This is a genomic window from Lysobacter sp. CA199 (genome assembly GCF_052078715.1).
GTDB lineage: Bacteria > Pseudomonadota > Gammaproteobacteria > Xanthomonadales > Xanthomonadaceae > Lysobacter.
Genome location: NZ_JBQJIL010000012.1, coordinates 29,343 through 52,110 on the forward strand (window position 1 = coordinate 29,343; position 22,768 = coordinate 52,110).

Below are 22,768 nucleotides of genomic sequence, written 5' to 3' on the forward strand. Positions count from 1 at the left end.
GCCGTGACCTACGCAACCCCCGTCCAATTGGCTGATGCGCGGCTCGCTCGCGAGCTGGCGCAGGTCACCACGCCCGAGCGCGTACGCGTGATCGCGGACGAACTCATGGAAGCCACGCTGCGCGGCACCGATCGCTCAGCCTGGTCGGCGGCCGAGATCGCGATCGCTGACGAGTGCCTGCGCACCATCACGCGCCGGTTGCGCGACGCCGACAGCACCATCGACGGCTATCTGCGCACTCGCAAGCCGCGGCCGTACACGGTCCCGCTCGACCCGGTGCCGGAGCTGGTGACGTTGTGGGCTCGCTGGATCGCGCGCTACCTGCTGCACCAAGACCGCCGCACGGAGGAAAAGGACGATCCGATCGTGCGCGACTACAAGCAGGCGCTGCAGTTCCTGCAACTGACCGCCGAGGGCAAGTTCAGCCTGGGCGGCGAAGATCCGCTTCCGCCGGCCAGCGCCGGCAGTCCTGAGATATGCGCACCGGAACGCGAGTTCACGATGCACACGCTGCGGGACTACGGAACGTGAGCGCGGCGCCGTTCGATGTCGGCGGCATCGCGGAACGCCTGCGCGACTTGGTGCCGGCGTTGCGCAGCGTCGGTTTGGCGGGTGATTTGGGCGCCGTTCGCTCGATCGCGGACTTCCCGGCGCCGTGCGCCTACGTCTTGCTGGCCAGCGAGCGTGGCGATCCGCAGCCGATCGGCGCCGCGGTGCGCGGCCAGGTCATCAAAGTTCGCCAGCTCGCGGTCGTGACTTTCGGCGTTGTGATCGCCGCGCGCAACTACCGCGAGCAACAGGGCGGCCAGTTGAGCAGCGAGTTCGTGCAGCTGCTCGGCGCCACGCGCGCAGCCGTCATGGGCTACGTACCGGAGCTGTCCGGGGCGCGGCCCATTCAGTGGCAGGAGGGCCGGCTGCTGGATTACGACGCCGCCAACGGCCTGTGGCTGGACACCTTCATCACCCAACACTTCATCGGGAGCAATCCGTGAGCAACGAGAAAAGCCAGAACCTGGTCGAGGTCATCCTCGCCAAGGTCCACACCCACGCGGATGTCGAGCACGCCATCGGCACCCCGATCAAGGTCACCGAGCCGGAACGTGACTGGTTGATCGCGCAAAAGATCGTCGCACCGCAGGCGGCGAAGGAGAGCACCAAGTGAGCACACCCACCTTGTTTTCGCTGCAGGGTTATCTGATGTCGGCCGAGCGCCTGCCTAACGGCAAGCCGGGCAAAACCACCTGGCTCGGCAACGTGCCCGAAGCCACCCTGTCATTGGCCACGGAAAGCACGCCCAAGACCGAGAGCTTCTCCGGTCAGCGCCAGCAGTACGGCAAGATGTACACCGCCAAGACCGGCACGCTCAACATCACGATGGACGAATGGTCCACGGAGAACTGGGCGCTGGGTGTCTGGTCGACGACAGTCTCGATCGCTTCGGGTTCGGTCACTTCCGAAGTGCTGCCGACCGGCCTGATCGCCGGCGACAAGGTCGTGCTCGATCGGCCGTTCGCGTCCGCTCTGGTGCTGACGGATAGCACACCGACCACGCCGGCCGTCGTGCCCCCCGCGAACTACCGCCTCGTCGGCCATTCCGACCGGGTCATCGAACTGCTCAATCCGGGCACGCTGATTCAGCCGTTCAAAGCCGCGTACACCTATGCCGCGGCGACGAGCCTAGCGTTCTTCAAGACCCGCCCGCCGGAACGCTACCTGATCTTCGACGGCATCAATACCGAGACCAACGAGCCGGTGATGTTCGACTTCTACCGGGCGCAGTTCGAGCCGTTCCAGGAGATCGGGCTGATCCATGCCGAGTACGGCAGCCTGCAGTCGAGCGCGGCGCTGCTGTTCGATCCGCAGGCCAACATCGACCCGATTCTGGGTGGCCTGGGCCGCATGCAAGAGAAGGCGGCGACCTGATGGCGAGGAAAATGCCCAAGACGTCGGCGGCGCCCAAGAAGGGCGCCGCCGAGACGGAGCTGGAGATCCTCCACCCCGACCGCGAAGTCGTGATCGCCGACCAAACGTTCGTCCTGCGCGAATATGGGTTCGCCGAGGGCCTGCTGGTGCGTGCGATGGCCAAGCCGTTCCTCATGGACTTGTACGCGATGTACGCCGAGCCTGGCCGGGCGCCGACGTTCGCCGAGATCGCGGATCTGATCGACGCCCACGGCGAGCTGGTAATTCAGCTCATCGCGCGATCGGCGAACGTTTCGGTCGAGACGCTCAACGCGCTCACCGACGCCGACGGAGAGCTGGTCGCGGTGAACTGGTGGTTGGCGAACTCCGGTTTTTTTACCCGATGGGTGATGCGCCGCCTGGTCGCCAATCGACCGGCAGGCCCGTCCGGTGGACCCGCATCTACGACACCCTCATCGGCGCCGGCTACGGACGCAGCCCTGCGGAACTCGGATGCCTCACCTTCCGCCAGCTGATGCTGTTCTTCCGCGAAGCCGAGCGCAGATCCCGCCGCCTGCGCGCCGCCCGAATCGTGGACGTGAACGCCGGCTTCGCCGGAGAAAAGCACGCCAAATCGCTGCTCGCTGACTTGAACGCGGGCCAGGAGTAAACCCCGTGTCGTCTGGTTCCGCCGCTCCCAACATGAATCTTGCCCTGCGAGTCTCCGTCGATATGAAGACGGCCGCCGACCAGGTGCGAGCGTTCGACGGCGACATCGACCGACTGGGCAAGACCGCGGGCAAGACCGGGGATGCGCTGAAGAAGGTCGGCACCGCTGACCTGTCGAAAACCGCGGCCTCCGCACGCCAGGCCAGCACCGGCCTGGCGCAAACCGCTGAGAGCGCCGACGAGGCCGCGAGCCGTATCCGCGAGATGGTGCGGGCATCGCTCGATCACCAGCGCGCCGTCAACCAGCAGATCGCCACGCAGCAGCAGGCGGCGCGCGCAACGCGCGCCGGAGCGGCGGCAAGCGCAGAGCAGGCCAACCAACTTCGTGCCGCGACCCAGGCCGCGTATGCGCAGCAAGCGCAGGTCACTGCACAGATTCGCTCGATCGCCGATCTTTCCGCCCGCGCGGAAGGCGGTGCCCGATCGCTCGATGACTTGGCCGATACCGAACGCCGTCTCGATCGCGCGATGGCCGCGGGGCTGGTGACGGCCGAGGAACAGGCCGACATCCTCGTCCAGTTGGACAAGCAGCATAAGCAGCTGATCGCCACCCAGCAGAAGGAAGACGCGCAGTTGGGGGCACTGATGCGGCGTTACGACCCGGTGAGCGACGGACTTGCGCGCCTGGCGCGCGACGAAACCCGCCTCAAAGCTGCGGTCGATTCGGGCCGTATCAGCCGCGAGCAGTACAACCGCGCGATCGGCAACGTGGCCGGCGAGCGCGCGCGAATCAAGGCGCTGCAGGATCTCGACAAGAACATGCGATCGGTGAACCTGCAATCTGCAGAGACCCAGCGCAATCTGGCCCAACTGGTCGGTGCGGGTGTGACCGGGCAGTGGCAGCTCGCCGGAAGCCAGCTCCTGCAAATCGGGAACAGCGCCGGCATCGCCGGCACGCTGTTTACCGGCCTGGGCGCGGCTATCGCGGCGACGCTCGCCGTCGTTGTGGGATTCGGTGCGGCCGCGACGTCGAGTTACATGGAGATTCGGTCGTTCGACGCGGCGCTGATCTCCACCGGGAACGCGGTCGGTAAGACGTCCGGCGAACTCGCGAACATGGCCGACGAGATCGGTGCGGCCGGCGCGCAGTACAGCAACGCCGAGAAGGCGTTGCAGCTGCTGGTGAGCGGAGGCCGCGCGACCGGCGATTCACTGGACAGCGCCGCCACGGCGGCGGTCAACCTGGCGCAGTTGACGGGCCGCAGCATCGACGAAACGGTCGGCAAGGTCCAGGAACTGGCCAAGTCGCCCACGGCTGCGCTGCTCGAACTCAACGAGCAGTATCACTTTTTGACGGCCGAGGTGTTCGAGAACGTCCGATCGCTGGAGGAACAAGGCCGAGTGCAGGACGCCGCGAAGTTGGCTACCGATTCCTTGGCCAAGGCGACGTCGGAGCGTGTCGAGGAAATGCGCGCGAAGGCTGGCGCCCTGGAGCGCGCCTGGGTCAAGGTCAAAGAGTCGATCCTCGGCACCTGGGAAGCGATCAAGCTTGTAGGCCGAGACGATATCGAAGGTCGCATCAAGCTGGCCCAGGCCGACCTGGATCTTCAAAAGTTCGCGAACGGTGGCGTCCTTCCAGACAATGCGCGCACGCGCATGCTCCGCGAACAGTTGGCTGTGATGCAGGGGCAGAAGAAGGTTGCAGACGATCAGGCCACAACGGTTGCGTACACCAATCGAATCATCGAGGGCGGCATCAAGGCCCAGGCCGCAATCCGTGGAGATCTGACGACATACGACAAGGAAATCGCAAAGCAGAAGGAACTGAACGAACTGCGCAAGAAGTTCGTCGACCTGCGTAATGGGGCCGCTCGCGAGTTCCGAACCGAACCGCTGCTCAAAGACGTTGAGTTCTCCGCCGACGGCCGTGTCTCCGGCGGCGCCTACGACAAGGTCGCCAAAGGCATCGAGGACAAGTACAAGGAACGGACGCCCCGGAAGGCTGCGACACCGAAAGATCCCGATCGCCAAGCCAAGCAGGAGCTGGAGGATCTGAAGCGGCAGGTGGCTTTGCTTGGCGAGTTGGAAGACGGCGAGAAACGGGTCGCCGAAGCCGAGCGCATCCGCTACGAGATCTCCGACGGCAAGTTCAAGAATTCGCCGGGATCGCTCAAGCAGGACCTGGCCGAACAGGCGCAGTTGCTCGATGTCGCGCGCAAGCGCACGGAAGCGGAGAAAGAACTCAAGGACGTTAACGTACGGCTGCTGCAGATGCAGGGGCAGACTGGCGCGGCGGAAGTGGCCAAGGCCACCCAGGAGCTGACGCTGCTGCAGACCAAGCTGCGGGAGCTGAATGACCCCCGCGCGGCCAACGTCGGCAAGCTGATCGATCTGACCCGCACCAAGGCCGATCTGGACGAACTGGAACGGTCGTGGCAGCGCGTGCTGGGTGAGATCACCCGCGAACAGCAGCGCGTCCAGGCCGAGCAGCAGGCGGGTCTGATCACCGAGTACGACGCGCAGCAGCGCATTGTGGATCTGTATCGGGAGAAGGGCGTGGTCATGGGGCAATTGCTGCCCCAAGCCGAGACGCTCGCGCAGAAGTTGGGCGATCCTGCCGCGCTGGAAAACGTGCGCCAGATGCGCGCCGAGTTCCAGAACATGCAGCTGCAGACGGACCTGCTCGCGCAAACGATCGGTACGACTTTCCAGGGTGCTGCGTCTTCGGCACTCGACAAGCTGGTAGCGGGCACCGCGAGTTTGAGCGAGGCGGTCAGCGGCTTCCTCACGGATATGGCCCGAGGTCTTGCGCAATTCGCCACCGCCCAATTGGCGCAGATGGCACAGGGCAAACTGCTCTCGTTGCTCAACCGTGGCAAGAGCAACGTGCCGGGTCTGCAGAGTCCCGATCCCGCCCAGGCCGCGGCCGCGGGCGTGGCTTATGCCGCGCCGATCAGTTCCGCCGCACTGGCTCTGGGCAGCAGCGCGATCCCATTGCAGGCGGCTGCGGCCGCACTCGCCGCCGCTGCCTCGCAGCTCGCGATTTCCGGCGCGGCGGGCGGTGGTGGCGCGGCAGACGGCGGTGGCGGTGGCGGTGGCTGGATGTCGTTAGTCAAGCTCGGGCTGAGTTACTTCGGCGGCAGTTTCGCAGGCGGTGGCCGAGTCCGTGGCCCTGGAACCAGTACCAGCGACAGCATCACCGCCAACTTGTCGAACGACGAATATGTCGTGCGTGCCGCGTCGGTTCGTCGGTACGGCGTGGGAACCCTGGATGCCATCAACGCCGGCACATGGCCCGCGCTGAAAACCATGACTCCGATTCAGCGCCCAACGCCGAAGTACGCCTTCGCTGATGGCGGCCTGGTCACTGCCGGCGGTCCGCCAATGGCTTCTTCGGGAGATCGTTACAAGTTCATTCCCGTGTTCGATCGCGACCAGCTCGCCCAGGAGATCGCCAAGTCCGAGAAGTTCGAGAAGGTGGTCGTCGCGTTCGTGGGTAGCAACGGCACGAAGATCCGCGGGGAGTGGGAAGGATGAGTTTTATCGCCGGAACCACGCCGATCTGGCCGATCACGCCGGACTGGACTGCGCCGGTTCGCGAGTCGATCGCGTTCGGCACGCTCGTCGACCAGGCGCCCCAGACCGGGGCCACCTACCACCGCGCGATCGCGGACACCCCGCGGCGCCGACTTTCGTTCGAAGTGCTGGCGGCGGGCCGCGAGCGCCGCGCTGCGGACATGCTCCTGGCGGGGCACAGCGGCGCCTGGCAGTTGCCAATCTGGCCGGACGTACAGGCGGTGCGCGCCCCGCTGGTGGGTGGAACCGATGTGGTGGGATGCGACACCGCTGGCTTCGACTTTCGCGTCGGCGGCCGCGCGCTGATCTGGCGCGCGGTGAACGAGTTCGAGGTGGTGACGATCGCCGAGATCGGTGCTGACTATCTCGCGCTGGATCAGGGCGTCACCGGGTCGTGGCGCCGCGGCGACCACCTGTACCCGTTACGCCGTTCCTACGTCGACCAGGGCGCCGAGGAGATCTCGCTGTCCGACGATGTCGGTCGCCGTAGCCTAGGCTTCACGATCGCCGAGCCCTGCGCCTGGCCCGCGCTGGAAGGCTTGCCTGTGTACCGCGGCCATGCCGTGCTCGATCGCCGGCCGGACGAGAGCGAAGATCCGCGCAGCGCCCATGATCGGCTCATCGACACCGCCGACAACGGTACCGGCCTCTTCCTGGAGTTCGATCTGGCGGGGTTGAGCTTCAACACGCGCCGAACGTACTGGGCGCTGTTCGGCCGGCCCGAGCACACCTGGTTCCGATCGCTGTTGTACTTGCTGCGTGGACGTTCCACTCCGGTCTGGCTTCCGAGCTGGGCGCCGGATCTGCGCCTGGTGGCGCCGTTGGCCAGCGACAGCGTCAGCCTGGTCGTGGATTGGTCTGCCTACACCTTTTCGGGACGGCAAAAGCCGAACCGCCGCGACCTGTGCATCGAACTGAACGATGGGACGCGCTATTTCCGCCGTGTGCTCGATGCGGCCGAAGCGGGCGAGCAGGAAGTGCTGACGCTCGACAGCGCGCTCGGCGAATCGATCGCGCCCGAACACGTCCGGGTCGTTTCGATCATGGCACTGAGCACGCTGGCCAGCGACGAGATCGACATCGAGCACAAGACCGACGCCGATGGCGTCGCGACCAGCACGCTCGGCTGGAAGGCGGTGCTGCCCGATGTTTAATCCATTCGAACTGCTGCGGTTCAACCCGGTCGCGAAGGCTCACCTGTTCACGCTCGCTCGGGGAACCGTGCTGCAGCGCTTCTGCACCGGCAGCCGCGACCTGGTCATCGCCGGCAACACCTACATTGCCGCGCCAAGCATCGAGCGCACCGGGATCAACCAGACCAGCGAGCGTAAGCAAAACCAGATCCGCCTGCGGTTTCCGTACCTGCGCAATCCGTTCCTGCTGGACAGCGAATACCCGCCCACACAAGCACTCGGCGACTGGTGGCATCCGTATCCGCCGGGCGGCCCGGTTTTGGTGGTTTGCGCGTCCGTATACCCCAACGATCCGGACCTTGAGCTGTCCGAGCGGTGGTCGGGTCGCGTCGTGCAGCCGCGCTTCCTCAGCGACACCCAGATGGAGCTGGTGCTGGGCCAGGACAGCCCACGCGGCCGCGTCAATGGCCAGGGGCCGCGCATGCAGCGCAACTGCTGGAAAACGCTGTACTCGACCGGCCTGGACGGCTGCAACCTCAATCCCGACACCTATGCCGTGACGGGGCTGCTCACCAGCGCCGTCGGCGTGGTGCTGCGCTCCAGCGTGTTCGCCGATGCGACGCTGCCGCTGCAGGGCGGCTTCCTGCGCTGGGTCCGGGCCGATGGCACCACCGAGACGCGCAGCATCATGTCGCACACCGGCGACACGATCACCGTTCAATACGGCGCGCTCGATCTCGTCAGCGGTCTGGAGGTCTATGCCGCAGTCGGTTGCCCGCGCAACTGGTCGGGCTGTGAGGCGCGCGGCAATACGATCAACTACGGCGGCAAGGTCTACAAGCCGCAGCAGAATCCAATGAACGGGATGCCGCTATGGTGACCCCGCCGCGCACCGGCTGGCGCCGGCTGTACTACGTGTGGTCGTGGCGATCGCGCTACTGGTGGATGGACACCCGCGGCGGCCGGATTGCGAACTTGGTCGTGGCGGCGGCGTTCGCGCTGTTGTTCGTCCTGCTGTGCCTCGACAAGATGGTCCACCCAGCGCCGCCGGACGAGCCGCAGAAGGCCATCGTCTGGTGGGTGCAGCTCATCATCATGGTCGTGGCCGCGCTGGTTTCTTACGCGATGGCGCCCAAGCCCAAGCCGCCGGAAGCCCAGCAATTCAAGGCGCCGGTCACCCAGGACGGCACGTTTCTTCGGCGGCACTACGGCACCTGTTGGATGGACGACAGCTTCATCGCGGCGTGCAAGCAAATGGGCACGGACAAGATCCGCAAGAAGGGCGGCAAGAAATGACCGAGCGCTTGATCGTCCGGTTGCATCACCTGCGCGGCGTGCGCGGCTTCAACGAGAAGCCGGGTTTCTGCGTGTCTAAGTCGCGGGAATGGTTCCAGCGCTACGACTTGACCTGGCGCGAATTCGCCAAAGACGGGATCGACGCCGAGCGGTTGCTGGCGACCGGCGACGCGATGGCCGCGGCCCTGGTCGCACACGCCCGCCAGGTCGAGGAGGCCGGCGATGGGCAGTAGCAAGAAGGCCGTCGTCGGCCACCACTACAAGCTGCTGCTGCAGTTCACGTTGACTCAGGCGATGGACGCATTCCTGGCGTTCCGCGGCGGCGATCGCAACGCCTGGGAAGGCGAGCTGACGTCCAGCGGAACCATCTACATCGACGCCCCGAATCTCTGGGGCGGCGAAGAGCGCGAGGGCGGCATCCAGGGCTACGCCGACATCCTGTTCGGCGAAGCCGACCAACAACCCAACGCCTACCTCCTCGCGAACATCGGGCCGAAACAGTCCGCGACTCGCGGCGAGGTCAATGTGGTGTTCAAGGGCGGCCGCTACGGTGCCTTCAACCCGTACCCGAAGCCCGCGGCGTTCAAGTTTCGACGGATCCTTTCGGGTTGGCTCGACAACACGCCCTGGTATCCCGAGCGCGCCACGATCGGCATGGGAAGCATTGGGGCGAGCAAGCCGGACTGGAAGTATCGCGTCGTCGACGTCGTCGATCCGACGGACTATTCCAGCCCGTCGCTGGATGACAGCGGCTGGGCCGTCGGGCCGGCACCGTTCGGCGACGAACTGCTGTTCAATCCAGGCACGCCTGGCGCCAACCCCGGCGACTACGGGTTCGACCCGCAGCCGGCCACCATCGTGCCCGAGCGCAAGAAGGTGTGGCTGCGCACGACGATGGTGCTGCAGAGCGTGCCGCCGTTCTTCCTGTTCGATGCCTACGTGGACAACGGCATCACGGTCTGGGTCAACGGCGTGCAGGTGCTGCACGACTACGACGACACCAATCACGCATTCCAGGCCACGATCCCCGGCAGCGCGTTCGTGGTCGGGCCGAATTCGATCGTCGTCGCCGGCGAGGACATGGCCAATCCGCCGCCGGGCGTCAACTTCTTCTACTTCGACCTGCGGTTTACCAACCCCACTGGCCTGCGCGGCATCAACCCCGCGCACATCCTGTACGACAGCCACGTCCACCCCAACATGGACGGGCAGCCGGTCGCCACGATCAACGACGCCAGCCTGCGCGCCGCGGCGGACATCCTGTACGCCGAGGGGTTCGGCTTGTGCGCCGAGTACGACCCCAACACGACCAGCGTTGAGGAATTCCAGCAGCGCATCTGCAACACCATCGGCGGCAACTTCGGTCCCGACGACGCGACGGGCGAGTACCACCTGGATCTGCTGCGGGCCGACTACGACATCGATGCGCTCCCGGTGCTGACCGACGACGACGTGCTGGAATTCGCCGAGGAGCCGTCGATCCTGGACGAAGCGGCCAACAGCGTGGTGGTGAAGTACTTCGATCCGGAGCTGCGCGAGGATTGCGTCACGGCGCCGGTGCAGTCGCTGGGCGCTATCCAAGCCGTCGGCACCGAGATCACCAAGACCAATGCCTATCCCGACGTCCCGATCAACGATCTTGCGGTTCGGCTTGGGCAGCGCGACGTCGATATCTACACGACCCCGACCCGCAAGTTCGACCTGAAAGTGACGCGAGTCGCCTACGCCTGGCGTAAAGGAACCCGCGTCCATGCCAAGCTGCCCAAGCGCGGCATCGCCAGCATGGTGTGCGTGATCAACGAGAAGCAAAACGGCACGCTACGCAGCGGCGCGATCTCGTTGAACCTGGTGCAGGACACCTTCGGCATGCCGTCGACGAGCTACGTCGTGCAGGAGCCGGGCGAGACCACCACGCCGCCGCAGGTTCCCAAGCCGGTGTTGCTGCAGGCCGCGTTCGAGGTGCCCTACGTCGAACTGGCGGGGCGACTGAGCGCCGCCGATCTGAACGCCCTGCAGGCCGACGCCGGGTTCGTGGCCACCGTCGCCGCGGACCCTTCCCAGAGCCGCGATTACGCGTTGTGGACGCGACCGGCGGGCGGTGAGTATGCCGACCAGGGCACGGGTGAGTGGTGCCCCAACGCGGTCGTCGTGGAGGGCGCTGACTTGTTGGAACGGTCGTTCACCCTGACGGCGGCGCGTGGTCTGACGGAGGTAGCGATCGGCTCGGCCGCGCTGTGGGGCGACGAGCTGGTGCGCGTCGATGCCCTCGACGTCGGCGCAGGCACCATCACGTTCGGCCGTGCGTGCGGCGACACCGTGCCGCATGAGCACGATGCCGGCGATCGGGTCTGGTTCTATGACGCCGATGCGTTCGCCGACAACACCGAGTACGTCGACGGCGAGACCGTCAACGCAAAGCTGCTGACGAACACGGCATCGCAGCGCCTGCCGATCGCGCTGGCCAGCGAACTCGTGGTGGAGATGCGCGGCCGCCAGGCGCGGCCGTACCCGCCGGCGCGGGTGCGAATCAACGGCGATGCCGCCCCCGCGGCGCTATCGGGCGAGGTGCTGGTTGAATGGGCGCACCGCGATCGTCTGCTGCAGGCGGACCAACTGTTCGACAACGAGTTCGGATCGGTCGGCCCCGAGGCCGGCACCACGTACACGCTGCGCTGGTACTTGGACGATGTGCTGGTCCAGACCCATCTCGCGGTCGGTGGCACCTCGCAGGCCTACACACCGACGGGGTCGGGATTCGTGCGCGTTGAGATCGAGTCCTCGCGTGACGGGCTCGCCAGCTGGCAGGCGCAGACGCGAACGTTCTACTACACCCCGGCGCCGGCTCAGTTCCTGGAGACCGAAGACGGCGTTCTGATCACCCTTGAAGGCGGCGAGCCGATTTCCCTGGAGTAAGCGATGACAGCCATTTCCCAACTACCGGCGCCGGCGAGCACCCTGACGGGCATGGAGCGGCTCCCCGCACTCAAAGGCGCCGGCAATGCCGGGCTTCCGCTGTTCGCTGTGGGCAGCGTGCCACGGGGCGCCGTCCTGCTGCTGTCGCGGCCGTTTGTTGCGGACACCGGCTCGATCGCCGACGCCGATCCCGGCGCCGGCACCGTGCGCTGGAACCATGCGACGCAAACGTCCGCGACGGTCCTGTTCGTCGACGACGCGGATACCGCGGCGGCTGACATCGCTGCTGCGCTGGCCACCCTGACGCCCGGCGGGTACGTGTACCTGCAGGGCAAGGGCACTGCAGGCGCGGGCGTTTCGCAGATGTGGCAAGTGACGTCGGTGACCGATGCCGCTGGATATACGAAAGTCGGCGTGACGCTGCAGTCCAGCGAAGGCAGTTTTGCCGACGATGCTGAGCTGTGGCTTTCGGTACAGCAGCCCAATCCGACGCCCGGCGTGGATCTCAACAACGTCAGCGCGCTCGCCGGTAGCGGTGCGGTGGCGATCAACTGCGAACTCGGCTACTACTTCACCCTCGCACTGACGGGCAATGTCACCGCCATTTCGTTCGCGAACCTGCCGCCGGCGGGCAAGGGCCTGACGCTGATGGTGCGGATCACCCAGGACGCAACGGCGCGCACGGTCGCGTGGCCCGCATCGTTCAAGTGGGCCGGCGGCAGCGCCCCCACCGTATCGACGGCCGCCGGCGCCGTCGACGTGCTCGCATTGACGACCTTCGACCAGGGCGCGAGTTGGCAGGCCACCTTGGCCAAGGCGTTCGCGTGAGCGGCTTGATCGGCCATCGCGGATTGCTGTTGCGGGCGGCCGCGGCGACCGGTACCGCGTACCGCTATTGGCGGGTGAACGTGACGTTGAACAACGGCGGTAGCTTCGTAACCCTGCACGATGCGCAGTTCCGGGCTGAGTTGGGGGGAAGCGATCTCACCTCGCCCTCGACGCCGATCGTGGCCAGCTCTCAGCACGCCACTGCGCCACTCAGCAACCTCATCGACAACAGCCTCGTTACGTCCTGGTCGACCAACACCGCCTCCACCGGCTGGTTCTACGTCGACCTGGGCACCGCGCAGTCGCTGGCGCAGCTGGTGCTGACGGGGCCGGACAGCGGTTTCACCAACCGCGGGCCGAGGAACTTCACCGTCGACGGCTCGGACAATGCGAGCAGCTGGACCACCGTTCAGTCGTTCACGGCCGTGACGTGGGTGGCATCCGAAACCAAGGCGTTCGCCTTGTAGGCGGTCGCCGTCAAAGAACAGGGCGCCGGGCTGACGTGGCAACGTCGACCCGGCGCCTTCATCCATGCGTATCAGCGCATGCCTTCGGCTGAAGCCCTGTCCCCTCCGCGGAGGATGGCCAGTTTCGCCGGGCACCATTTCAAGAGCTGAGATCATGGGCGGTCCGATCATTCCCTGGCCTGGTGGCAAACGCCGCCTGCTGCGACACCTGTACCCGCATTTCCCCCTCCACGAGTGCTACGTGGAGCCGTTCGCCGGCGGCGCGGCCGCGCTGATGCTGCGGCCCAATCCGGCCTGCCTGGAGGTGTTGAACGACATCAACGGGGAGCTGGTTCGGCTCTACCGCTGCGTCCGGCATCACCTCGACGAGCTGATCCGGATGTTCCGCTGGTCGTTGGTGTCCCGCGAGATGTTCGAGTGGGCGCAGATGGAGCGCCCCGAGACCCTGACCGACATCCAACGCGCGGCCCGGTTCTTCTACCTGCAGAAGCTCTCGTTCGGCGCCAAGGTCGACGGGCGCACCTTCGGTGTGGTGGCCAGCGGCATGACGCCGCGCCTCAACCTGGCCAGGATCGAGGAGGAGCTGAGCATGGCCCACCTGCGCCTGGCCAACGTGGTCATCGAGCATTTGCCCTGGCACGACTGCGTCGCGCGCTACGACCGGCCGGGCACGTTCTTCTACCTCGATCCGCCGTATTGGCAGACCGAGGGCTACGGCATCGATTTCCCCTTCAGCGAGTACGAGCGCATGGCCGCGCTGCTGCGGTCGATCGCCGGCAAGGCCCTGGTGTCGATCAACGACCATCCCGCCATCCGGGAGGTGTTCGCCGGGTTCAACATCATCCCGCTGCAGGTCCGATACACGATCGGCCAGCACGGCCGGGATGCACCGGCCGGCGAGCTGATCGTCAAGAGCTGGACCGACGACCAGGCGCAGCTGTTCTAGTGCTGCATTCGTGGCCCGGTCTGCGCCTGGGCCTGCTGCGCGGCTTCTTGCAGCAATTGCTGGTCGCGCTGTTGGTCGAACGCCTGTATCTCGCGCATGTTCATAGCCTGCTCGTAGCGCTCCGAGGCGGGCACAGAAAGCGCCTGCGCCACCGGCATATGCGCGTGATTGGCGGCGGGATCGGGAGAGGCATTGCGGCCCTCCCGGTACACGAACAGCAGTTCGCCCGCCGCGTTCTGCTCGGTCGGCCGGTTAAGCGTGACTTTCACGTCATCGCCAGGGCCGAATTTGCTTGCGACCGCCATCGACAACGCGCTCGCGCTCAGGCGTTCGCTCTGGTCGTCCCACGGTTTTCCGATGCCTTGCTCAAGACCCCGCACGCTGTCCCTGATCTTTTCCAACAGCTTGTGATCGGGGTGACTGGGGTCATCGGCGCGGGGGGTATTTGATCGCTCAACCGGAGGCGTGGACTGACCCGGCTGGGCTGGGCTGGTGTCTTTGAAATCGGGCGGCAGTGTGATCTCCGCGCCGAGTTCCTGGACATTGATCCTGATCTCGGGGAACGGCCTACCTGGGTGGGCGGCCTGCGCGATGGCTTCCTGGCGATAGATTTCCCCGAACGCCCAGTCGATATTTCGGGCCGGGTAGTTGGGGTTGTTGTCGTAGAAGTCCTTCGCCATCGCCTCCAAGCTCTTGTCCGCGTCCAGTTGCAGGTCGGGCTTGATGTGCAGGCCCGGCATGAGGGCGTAGGTGTACGGCTTCCCGGTTCCCTCCTGGTCGATATAGTTGGAAAGGCCACCATCAGCTTGATACAAGCTGCCCAACGTCGCATTGGGGTCTTGCCGCCTAACGTGCGCGGCTACGGCATTGAATCCTGCGATTTCGGCACTGGCCTCGCGCTCACGACGCCCATTGTTGTAGTCCTTGACCACTACGGTGAAGTCATGCGGCGAAGGCCCGTTGGCGATCGCAGCGACCTTCTCCTTGAACTGCTCCCCCTGTCGTCGAACGACGTCGGCAGAAACGGCGTGATCGATTTCATGGCCAGTAACGAAACGCGCTTCGTTGATGTTCTGGTCGAGATCGTCGCCCGCCCGCCTCGGATCGGCTTCATTGAGCAACCTGGCAGACATGCGTAGGGTGCGGTTCTCGTGGTCGTAGCTTCCATTGAACCGCGGGTCGATTTCCGCTTCGAACTTGAGCAGATCGCCTCGTTCGATGGTGCGCAGAAGGCCTGCCTTCAGATCAGGGGAGTTCGCGATGATGTCGCTGAAAATCTTGCCAGGATGCTCGTTGTCGGTGGTTGTGCGGCGTTCGAAATCGGCCAGCAGGTCATCGAGCTTCTGCTGGGCCACCAGCTCTTCCTGAACCGTAGACATTCTTCTTTACTCCTCCTGAGCCGCGCCAACGATGACCTTGAATACGCACAGCTGTTCGTCGTAGCGCTTGGTCTTGCCGCGCAAGTAGATCCCGACCCGAGCCTTGTCTTTTTTGAAGTACCAGTACTCCACGCCCGCGCGGGGCGGGTGCTGAGACGCCGAATAGCCGGCCGCGGTTAACGCCTGCCGGTACTGATCCAAGCCGACGCAAACCTCAGTTCGGTCCGCATCCTTGTTACCCGGAACCCACATCTCAAAGCTGACTGGATAGGGAGGTGACCGCGGAAGGGTTTCCAATGATCCCAGCGCGTAAACCCAAGGCCCAACCAGCTTGCCGGAGGCACTGAAGTCATTCGGATTGCCCGGGTTGAACCAGAACTTGAGGCCGGTGTGCTTTGCGATGTTCTGCGCGGTCAAGTCCTGATCGCTCCGTACGCTCAATACCCACGCCAGCACGCGCTCGTTGAGCTGATGCACGTCGAGAGTGTCGTTAGCCGCGGCGGGCGTCGATGCCGTCATAGCGGGTTTCTCCTGAACCGGTGAGGGGCCTGCGGCCGTGGTGGTGCAAGCGCACGCTACGAGCAGGCAGGCCAGTACAGGCAGCCTGGTCGTCAAGGTTTCGAGGTTGAGCGGGGGAATGGGCCTTCTCCTTGGGATGTCCGCGGGCGTCCGATCTGCCGCTGCGCGGCCCGCCTACGATCGGCATGCCGGTGCAAGTGGGCGCCAGGGCCGCACTTCGGCCGGCTCGAACACTCGCGTACCCATCCTGGAAGAGGCTGGGGGCGACGGTCAAGAATCGCCGGCACGGGAAGGTCAGAGGGTGACGGGAGTCTCCCTAGAGGTGCTCTAGGTGACCCGTTGGCGCCGCGATGCTGAACGAGTCGTGGCGGCCCTGCGCGGCCTTCGTCGCTGGGCTGGCGCGGCGGCCGAGGGGCGCCCGGTGCTTCCTGCCTGGGCGCGGGACTTCCATCTGGCGCAATTTCCTTGCAGCCTACGCAATCTCGCCGTCAGGGAAATATCGCGCCGGAGGGCGGCGATTTATCGCGCGGCGCTACAGCCGGGCGCGTGTTGACCGTGGCGGCCTTTTCGCCGGGCGGCCGGGGGCATATGGCCGAAGTCCCTGTAGGAGCGGCGCGAGCCGCGACCTCACGCGTACGACGAAATCGTGGTTTCGCGGTCGCGGCTCGCGCCGCTCCTACACGGGGGCCTTGGCGCCGGCCTTATTTGGCCGGCGGCGTCGGCGTGCTGAAGGCGATCGCGGTGGCGCCGGTGATCGCGCCGGTCTTGGCGCTGGTATGGACGTACAGCACGACTTCGCGCTCGAACACCAACGTACCGTCGACGCGCGCGTTCGGGCCGATGATCACGCGCGGATCGCGTCTATGGGTGATGTTGAGACCCTGCGGCTTGGGGTAGCGGATGCCGCCGCTGACGTGCGAATCGACGCCGACGGTGAGGTCGCCGTTGACCGTTTCGATACCGCCGCTGACGTCGGTGTCGATCAGGCCGATCGAACCGTTGACGGTCTCGATCTTGCCGCGCACGGTGCCGCCGCGATCGACGAAGATACCGCCGTTGACCGTTTCCAGGCCGTCGTTGGCGGTGAGGTTGGTGCCGGTGCGGATGCCGCCGTTGACCGTTTCCAGACCGCCGGTCTGGGTGCTGGAACCCACGGTGATGCTGCCGTTGACGGTCTGCGCGTTCTCGACGCGGGCGTTGTCGCCGATCTTGATGCTGCCGTTGACGGTCTCCAGATCGCCGCGGCGTTCGCTGGAGCCGACGCTGATGCTGCCGTTGACCTTGCTGATGTCGTCCTCGGCGGCGAGCGCGGCCGGCGCGGCGACGGCCGCGGACAGGGCGATCAGGGCCGACAGGCTGAGAGAGAGGCGGTTACGCGTCATGGCGGTGTTCCGTTGTCTTTGGTGGGCAAGGCTAGAGATGCGGTGGGCGGGCGAACGGTTTAAGCCGGATGCATGTTTTGCCTCGATTCCTGCCGTAGATTTGCAGGATCAAGCACTTGCGTCGCCGATCGCCGCCCCGGTGCCGCAGCGGCCGAGGCTTGATCGCCCGCTTCGCTACAATCGCTCAATCCGCGCGCCGCGGCCCCTGCCCCAAGTCACTAGGAAATCCGACGTGTCAGCCACTTCCCGACCCAAGCCCGTAGTGCTGTTGATCCTGGACGGTTGGGGCCATCGCGACGATCCGCAGGACAACGCCCTGGCCCAGGCCGACCTGCCCAACTGGCGCGGGCTGCTGGCCAGCGAGTCCCACACCTTGATCCACACCGAAGGCCGCCACGTCGGCCTGCCGGACGGGCAGATGGGCAATTCCGAGGTCGGCCACATGAATCTGGGCGCCGGCCGCATCGTCTATCAGGATCTGACCCGCATCGACGCGGCGATCGAGGACGGCAGCTTCTACGCCAACGAGGAACTGCGCGCGGCCTGCGCGGCGGCCAAGTCGGCCGACGCGACCTTGCATCTGCTGGGCCTGCTGTCGCCCGGCGGCGTGCACAGCCATGAGCGGCATATCTTCGCGATGATCGATCTGGCCCGCCGCGAAGGCGTGGCCCGCGTCGCCGTGCACGCCTTCCTCGACGGCCGCGACATGCCGCCCAAATCGGCCGCGCCGAGCCTGCAGCGCCTGCAGCAGGCTTGCGATGCCGCCGGCAACGCGCACATCGCCTCGGTCGGCGGCCGCTATTACGCGATGGACCGCGACAAGCGCTGGGACCGTCAGTTGCGGGCCTGGAACGCGATCGTCGAAGCCGACAGCGAGCAACACGCCGCGACCGCGCAGGAAGGTTTGGACGCGGCGTATGCGCGCGGCGAAACCGACGAGTTCGTCGCCCCGACCGTGATCGGCGACGCCAAGCCGATGGCCGACGGCGACGCGGTGGTGTACATGAACTTCCGCGCCGACCGCGCGCGTCAGCTCACCGCCGCGTTCGTCGATCCGAACTTCGACGGCTACGACTCGCGCCGGCCGAAGCTGTCGCGTTTCGTCTGCCTGACCGAGTACGACGCCAGGCTGCCGGCGCCGGTGGCGTTCGGCCCCGACGATCTGCACAACACTCTCGGCGAATTGCTGGCGGCCAATCAGCTGACCCAACTGCGCATCGCCGAAACCGAGAAATACGCTCACGTCACCTTCTTCTTCAGTGGCGGTCGCGAAGATCCCTACGAAGGCGAAAGCCGCATCCTGGTGCCGAGCCCGAAGGTCGCCACCTACGATCTGCAGCCCGAAATGAGCTGCCCGGAGGTGACCGCCAAGCTCGCGCAGGCGATCCGCGCACAAGCGGTCGACGTGGCGATCTGCAACATCGCCAACCCCGACATGGTCGGCCACACCGGCGATCTGCAGGCGGCGATCCTGGCCGCGCAGGCGGTCGACAAGGCGCTCGCCGTGATCGTCGCCGCGGTGCGCGAAGTCGATGGTGCGCTGCTGATCACCGCCGATCACGGCAATCTGGAGATGATGCGCGACCCGTCTACCGGCCAGCCGCACACCGCGCATACCGTCGGCCCGGTGCCGCTGGTGTACCTGGGGCCGCGCAAGGCCACGTTGCGCAGCGGCGGCGCGCTGCGCGACGTCGCGCCGACCATTCTGGATCTGCTGGGTCTGCCGCAACCGGCCGAAATGACCGGTCAGAGCCTGTTGGAGCGCTGATGCGGATCGTCTGCGCGTTGCTGATCGCATCGCTGGCGCTGCTCGCGCCGGCGCTGAGCGTCGACGCGCACGCCGCGGCGCAGAGCAACAGCCGCGAGGCCGAGCGCAAGCTCGAGAAGATCAAGACCGAGCTCAAGTCGGTCGCCGACGAACGCCGCAAGCTGGAAGGCCAGCGCGGCGACGCGACCCAGCAACTGCGCGCGGCCGACGAACAAGTCGGCCATTCCAATCGCGCATTGCGCGATACCGAAACCCGGCTCGCCCGCGAACAGGCCGCGTTGAAGGAGTTGCAGAGCAAGCGCGACGCGCTCAATACCAAGCTCGGCTCGCAGCGCCAGGAACTCGCGCGTTTGTTGCGAGCCGCCTACGCGCAGGGCAACGACGCGCCGCTGAAGTTGTTGCTGTCGCAGGACAAGGTCGCCGACAGCGGCCGCATCCTGACGTACCACGGCTATGTGCAGCGCGACCGCGCGCGGCGCATCCAGGAATTGAGCGTGCAGTTGCGCGAGCTTGATGCTTTGGAGCAACAGATCGCGGAGCGCCGGGCCAGTCTGGACAGCACTCACAAGCAGCAGCGCAGCCAGCTCGGTCAGTTGCAGAAGGATCGCAAGGCGCGTGCTGCGTTGGTCGCGCAGATCAACGAAAAGTACCAGGACCGCAGCAGCCGCGAGCGCGAACTCGGCCGCGACGCCAAGGGCCTGGAGCAGTTGCTGGCCAAGTTGCGCGCGGCCGCCGCGCGCGCCGAGGCGCAGCGCCGCGCGGCCGCCAAGGCCAAGGCCGAACGCGAAGCGCGCGAGGCCCGCGCCGCCGCGGCCGCCGCCGCGCGCGGCAAGTCCGCGCCGGTGCGCAAACCGCCGGTGGCGGTGGCCAGCACGCCCGCGCCGCAGGTCGGCGGCCTGGGCTGGCCGGTGTCCGGCGCGCTGCTGGCCGGTTTCGGCGGCACCATGCCCGACGGCCGCAGCAGCGAAGGCCTGTTGATCGGCGCGCCGGCCGGCGCCACGGTCAAGGCGGTCGGCGACGGCACCGTGGTGTATTCGGAATGGATGACCGGTTACGGCCTGCTGCTGATCGTCGATCACGGCAACGGCTACATGAGCCTGTACGCCAACAACGACGCCCTGCTCAAGGACGCCGGCGCGACGGTCAAGAAGGGCGAGGCAGTGGCCACCGTCGGCAGCTCCGGCGGCCATGGGCGGCCCGCGCTGTACTTCGAACTGCGCCGCGGCGGCCAGCCGGTCAATCCCAATACCTGGCTGCGGCGCTGAGCCGCGGCCGGCACGCAAGCGCACCGGCGGATGAACCGCGCCGGGGCGCCGCGAGGGGTTTAACAAAAGCTTGCAACCGGCCCGCTTAACGTGCGCAGATAAACCATCGAACCTGGGCCGCGCTGCGCGGTCCTACCGCTACCTGTTTCGGAGCGTCGTGCATGTCCCTGCGTCATCCCCCGCGTAGCTGGCTACCGCTCGTCCTGGCGCTGAGCGCCGTTCCGGCCCTGGCCCAGCAGGCGCCCGCGCCAAGACCGGCCGCGCCGCCCACCGAACAACCGGCTCCGGCCGCGCCCAAGGACGCTCCGGCGAAAGACGCGCCGGCGGCCCCGCCGGCGCAGAATCCGCCAGCCGCGCCGGCCGACGACGACAGCGAAGACGCCGCGCCGGTTCCGCCCGCGCAGGCGCCGGCCAACGCCAAGCCCGCGTCCAAATCCGCCAAGAGCGAAGAGGGCTCCGATTCCAAGGTGCCGATCGACGAGATCCGCCGTTATGTGGCGGTCTACAACGCAGTCAAGCAGGCCTACGTCGAACCGGTCGACGACGCCAAGCTGATGCATTCGGCGATCCGCGGCCTGTTGTTCGATCTCGATCCGCACAGCGTCTATTTCGACAAGGTCGCCGCGGAGGATTTCGACGAACAGTCGCGCGGCAATTACGACGGCATCGGCGTGGAATTGCAGCGCCAGCCCGACGGCACCTTGCGGGTGATCTCGCCGATCGACGACACCCCCGCCGCGCGCGCCGGGATCAAGGCCGGCGATCTGATCACCGCGATCGACGGCAAGCCGTTCAAGGTCGACGACGGCGACAGCTCCGGCCCGTTGCGCGGTCCGGCCGGCAGCAAGGTGGTGCTGACCATCGTCCGCGCAGGCCGCGACAAGGCGTTCGACGTGACCGTCGCGCGCGAGACCATCCGCGTGGCCAGCGTCAAGAGCCGCATGCTCGAACCCGGCTATGGCTATCTGCGGGTCAGCGCGTTCCAGGCCGATACCGCCGCCGATTTCGAAACCCAACTGGAGAAGTTGAAAGCCCAGTCCGGCGGAAAGTTGCGCGGGCTGGTGATGGATCTGCGCAGCAATCCCGGCGGCCTGCTGACCTCGGCGGTGCAGATCGCCGACGATCTGCTGGAGAGCGGCAAGATCGTCAGCACGCGCGGCCGCATCGCGATCAGCGACGCCGAATTCGGTGCGACTCCGGGCGATCGCCTCGACGGCGCGCCGCTGGTGGTGTTGGTCGATGCCGGTTCGGCCAGCGCCTCGGAAGTGCTGGCCGGCGCGTTGCGCGACAACGGCCGCGCGCGCGTGATCGGCAGCCGCACCTTCGGCAAGGGCTCGGTGCAGACCGTGTTGCCGTTGGACAACGGCGATTCGGTCAAGCTCACCACGGCGCGTTACTACACGCCCAGCGGCAAGTCGATCCAGGCGCTGGGCATCGTGCCCGACGTGGTGCTGCGCGCGCCCAAGGCGCCGGACACCGCCGCGCGCCTGAGCTACACCGAAGCCAATCTGCCGGGTCATCTGCACGGCGACGAGGAAGATGCGCCGGGCACCAACGCCGGCGAAGTGCTCGAAGGCGATGCGCCGATCGCTTCGGCGCTGGCGGAACTGAAGAAGCCGGCGGTGAAGAAGGCGCCGGCCGCGGTCAGCAAGAGCGCGACACCGGGTGCGAGCCGGCTTTGAGCCGGAGTCGAGCCGCGTGTCGTGCGGTGTGATGCGTGAGGCGATCGAAAACACCCGGCGCAGGCCGGGTGTTTTCGTTTGCGACGTCGGAACGGCGGGGCTTGCGAAAGAGACTCTCGTGGGCGGGGCTCTTGTGGGAGGGGCTTCAGCCCCGACGCTTTTCGATCCGGTCGCGCTGGATCCGTTTCGTCGTGGCGAAAAGCGTCGGGGCTGAAGCCCCTCCCACAAAAGACCTCGGTGCTTCGGCAGGACCTCTCATAAAAGGCCTCCCACAAAAACCTCGATGTTTCGGCGGGGCCTCTTGCAAAAGACCTTGATGCTTCGACCTTGAATGCTTCGCCGCATTCGCCATGGCGAACACGCGGCAGGTTCAGTCGATCGGCACGAAGAACGTCCGGATCAGCCGGTAGTTCTCATCGGTGGGATCGTCGCGGAACCGTTGATAGTCGCGATAGCGCAGGTGCCGGTCGGACAATCCGCGCCGCGCCATCACCGCGCGCGCGGCCGCTTCGAAGTCTTCATTCTCGTCGCGATGCCAGAAGCGCACTTCCTGATGCGCGAATTCGATATCCAGTTCGATCCGGAACGGCATGTCGAGGCCGTAGTCGTCGTCCCAATTCGCCTCAGCCAGGCCGTGCCAGCGCAAAGCAAACCGGTTACCGCGGCGCGCGCCGAAATCGATCTGCGAGCGCGGCAGCGACAGGTGCGAACACAGGTACAAGATCGGCGCGCTGTCGCCCTCGTCGTCGTCGGTCGCAAGGTCGAACACGTAACCGCTGCCTTCGAGCTGGCGCCAGTCGTTAAGCCGCAGCGGCATGACTTCGTCGTAGAAGCGTGGACGCAGATCCTGGCTGTAGGGGGCCTCGCCGAACCGCTTCGCGGCGCCGGCCACTTCGATCATCCAGCAGATTTCGCCGCTGGCGTCGTCGTACAGCCAGCCATGCACCTGCGCGCGTTCGACCGCGAAGCGCAGATCCTTGAGTTCGATCGTATCAAGGGTGGTGCCGGTCATCGCGCGTCGCTCCGCATGTCGCCGGCTTTCA

22 protein-coding genes are annotated in these 22,768 nt (G+C 66.3%); 18 read left to right on the forward strand and 4 right to left on the reverse strand.

Translation table 11 applies throughout. From position 1 onward, the window contains the following. Positions 1 to 3 precede the first annotated feature (3 nt). From ACTOWJ_RS21425 to ACTOWJ_RS21495, 15 genes are all read left to right on the forward strand, one after another. Positions 4 to 531 (forward strand): gp436 family protein, encoded by a 528-nt coding sequence (locus ACTOWJ_RS21425; protein WP_441336643.1) that lies wholly within the window; start codon positions 4 to 6, stop codon positions 529 to 531. Then, a complete protein-coding gene (locus ACTOWJ_RS21430; protein ID WP_441336644.1) occupies positions 528 to 992 on the forward strand; it encodes a phage tail terminator protein in 465 nt (154 codons plus the stop codon). The genes ACTOWJ_RS21425 and ACTOWJ_RS21430 overlap by 4 nt, the downstream gene beginning before the upstream one ends. Next, entirely contained in the window at positions 989 to 1,162 is a 174-nt protein-coding gene (locus tag ACTOWJ_RS21435) for a DUF7210 family protein (RefSeq protein WP_441336645.1), read from the forward strand. Before ACTOWJ_RS21430 ends, ACTOWJ_RS21435 begins: the two co-directional genes overlap by 4 nt. Continuing rightward, positions 1,159 to 1,923 carry a hypothetical protein gene (locus ACTOWJ_RS21440; protein WP_441336646.1) on the forward strand — a complete coding sequence of 255 codons (765 nt, stop codon included), beginning with the start codon at positions 1,159 to 1,161 and terminating at the stop codon, positions 1,921 to 1,923. The genes ACTOWJ_RS21435 and ACTOWJ_RS21440 overlap by 4 nt, the downstream gene beginning before the upstream one ends. Before the next feature lie 11 nt (positions 1,924 to 1,934). Further along, positions 1,935 to 2,438 (forward strand): DUF6631 family protein, encoded by a 504-nt coding sequence (locus ACTOWJ_RS21445; protein WP_441336647.1) that lies wholly within the window; start codon positions 1,935 to 1,937, stop codon positions 2,436 to 2,438. Next, entirely contained in the window at positions 2,438 to 2,572 is a 135-nt protein-coding gene (locus ACTOWJ_RS21450; RefSeq protein ID WP_441336648.1) for a hypothetical protein, read from the forward strand. The genes ACTOWJ_RS21445 and ACTOWJ_RS21450 overlap by 1 nt, the downstream gene beginning before the upstream one ends. 32 nt (positions 2,573 to 2,604) lie before the next feature. Beyond that, complete coding sequence (locus ACTOWJ_RS21455; protein WP_441336649.1) at positions 2,605 to 6,108, forward strand: phage tail length tape measure family protein; 3,504 nt, start codon at positions 2,605 to 2,607, stop codon at positions 6,106 to 6,108. Next, on the forward strand, positions 6,105 to 7,301 hold the full coding sequence (locus ACTOWJ_RS21460; protein ID WP_441336650.1) for a hypothetical protein: 1,197 nt from the start codon (positions 6,105 to 6,107) through the stop codon (positions 7,299 to 7,301). The genes ACTOWJ_RS21455 and ACTOWJ_RS21460 overlap by 4 nt, the downstream gene beginning before the upstream one ends. After that, on the forward strand, positions 7,294 to 8,160 hold the full coding sequence (locus ACTOWJ_RS21465; protein WP_441336651.1) for a phage BR0599 family protein: 867 nt from the start codon (positions 7,294 to 7,296) through the stop codon (positions 8,158 to 8,160). The genes ACTOWJ_RS21460 and ACTOWJ_RS21465 overlap by 8 nt, the downstream gene beginning before the upstream one ends. Then, entirely contained in the window at positions 8,154 to 8,576 is a 423-nt protein-coding gene (locus ACTOWJ_RS21470) for a hypothetical protein (RefSeq protein WP_441336652.1), read from the forward strand. The genes ACTOWJ_RS21465 and ACTOWJ_RS21470 overlap by 7 nt, the downstream gene beginning before the upstream one ends. Further along, positions 8,573 to 8,809 carry a hypothetical protein gene (locus ACTOWJ_RS21475; RefSeq protein ID WP_441336653.1) on the forward strand — a complete coding sequence of 79 codons (237 nt, stop codon included), beginning with the start codon at positions 8,573 to 8,575 and terminating at the stop codon, positions 8,807 to 8,809. The genes ACTOWJ_RS21470 and ACTOWJ_RS21475 overlap by 4 nt, the downstream gene beginning before the upstream one ends. After that, a complete protein-coding gene (locus tag ACTOWJ_RS21480) occupies positions 8,799 to 11,489 on the forward strand; it encodes a hypothetical protein (RefSeq protein WP_441336654.1) in 2,691 nt (896 codons plus the stop codon). The genes ACTOWJ_RS21475 and ACTOWJ_RS21480 overlap by 11 nt, the downstream gene beginning before the upstream one ends. A gap of 3 nt (positions 11,490 to 11,492) precedes the next feature. Continuing rightward, entirely contained in the window at positions 11,493 to 12,317 is an 825-nt protein-coding gene (locus tag ACTOWJ_RS21485; protein ID WP_441336655.1) for a hypothetical protein, read from the forward strand. Next, a complete protein-coding gene (locus ACTOWJ_RS21490; protein ID WP_441336656.1) occupies positions 12,314 to 12,784 on the forward strand; it encodes a discoidin domain-containing protein in 471 nt (156 codons plus the stop codon). Before ACTOWJ_RS21485 ends, ACTOWJ_RS21490 begins: the two co-directional genes overlap by 4 nt. A gap of 154 nt (positions 12,785 to 12,938) precedes the next feature. Continuing rightward, positions 12,939 to 13,730, forward strand: a complete 792-nt coding sequence (locus ACTOWJ_RS21495) for a DNA adenine methylase (protein ID WP_441336657.1) — start codon at positions 12,939 to 12,941, stop codon at positions 13,728 to 13,730. On the opposite strand, the gene ACTOWJ_RS21500 is transcribed toward ACTOWJ_RS21495, so the two are convergent. The 3 genes from ACTOWJ_RS21500 to ACTOWJ_RS21510 form a co-directional block, all read right to left on the reverse strand. Next, complete coding sequence (locus tag ACTOWJ_RS21500; RefSeq protein WP_441336658.1) at positions 13,727 to 15,109, reverse strand: XVIPCD domain-containing protein; 1,383 nt, start codon at positions 15,107 to 15,109, stop codon at positions 13,727 to 13,729. The two genes, ACTOWJ_RS21495 and ACTOWJ_RS21500, sit on opposite strands and share 4 nt — an antisense overlap. 6 nt (positions 15,110 to 15,115) lie before the next feature. Beyond that, positions 15,116 to 15,628, reverse strand: a complete 513-nt coding sequence (locus ACTOWJ_RS21505) for a hypothetical protein (protein ID WP_441336659.1) — start codon at positions 15,626 to 15,628, stop codon at positions 15,116 to 15,118. 701 nt (positions 15,629 to 16,329) lie between these two features. Continuing rightward, a complete protein-coding gene (locus tag ACTOWJ_RS21510; protein WP_441336660.1) occupies positions 16,330 to 17,010 on the reverse strand; it encodes a hypothetical protein in 681 nt (226 codons plus the stop codon). Positions 17,011 to 17,242: 232 nt separating this feature from the next. On the opposite strand from ACTOWJ_RS21510, the gene gpmI reads away from it, so the two are divergent. From gpmI to ACTOWJ_RS21525, 3 genes are all read left to right on the forward strand, one after another. Further along, positions 17,243 to 18,778: a 2,3-bisphosphoglycerate-independent phosphoglycerate mutase gene (gpmI, locus tag ACTOWJ_RS21515; protein WP_441336661.1), complete on the forward strand. Its 1,536-nt coding sequence runs from the start codon at positions 17,243 to 17,245 to the stop codon at positions 18,776 to 18,778. Beyond that, complete coding sequence (locus ACTOWJ_RS21520; protein WP_441336662.1) at positions 18,778 to 20,043, forward strand: murein hydrolase activator EnvC family protein; 1,266 nt, start codon at positions 18,778 to 18,780, stop codon at positions 20,041 to 20,043. The genes gpmI and ACTOWJ_RS21520 overlap by 1 nt, the downstream gene beginning before the upstream one ends. Positions 20,044 to 20,204: 161 nt before the next feature. After that, a complete protein-coding gene (locus ACTOWJ_RS21525) occupies positions 20,205 to 21,725 on the forward strand; it encodes a S41 family peptidase (protein ID WP_441336663.1) in 1,521 nt (506 codons plus the stop codon). A 370-nt stretch (positions 21,726 to 22,095) separates the two neighbouring features. Here the strand turns inward: ACTOWJ_RS21525 and ACTOWJ_RS21530 are convergent, their stop codons facing one another. Then, positions 22,096 to 22,737 carry a hypothetical protein gene (locus ACTOWJ_RS21530; protein ID WP_441336664.1) on the reverse strand — a complete coding sequence of 214 codons (642 nt, stop codon included), beginning with the start codon at positions 22,735 to 22,737 and terminating at the stop codon, positions 22,096 to 22,098. Positions 22,738 to 22,768: the final 31 nt, after the last annotated feature.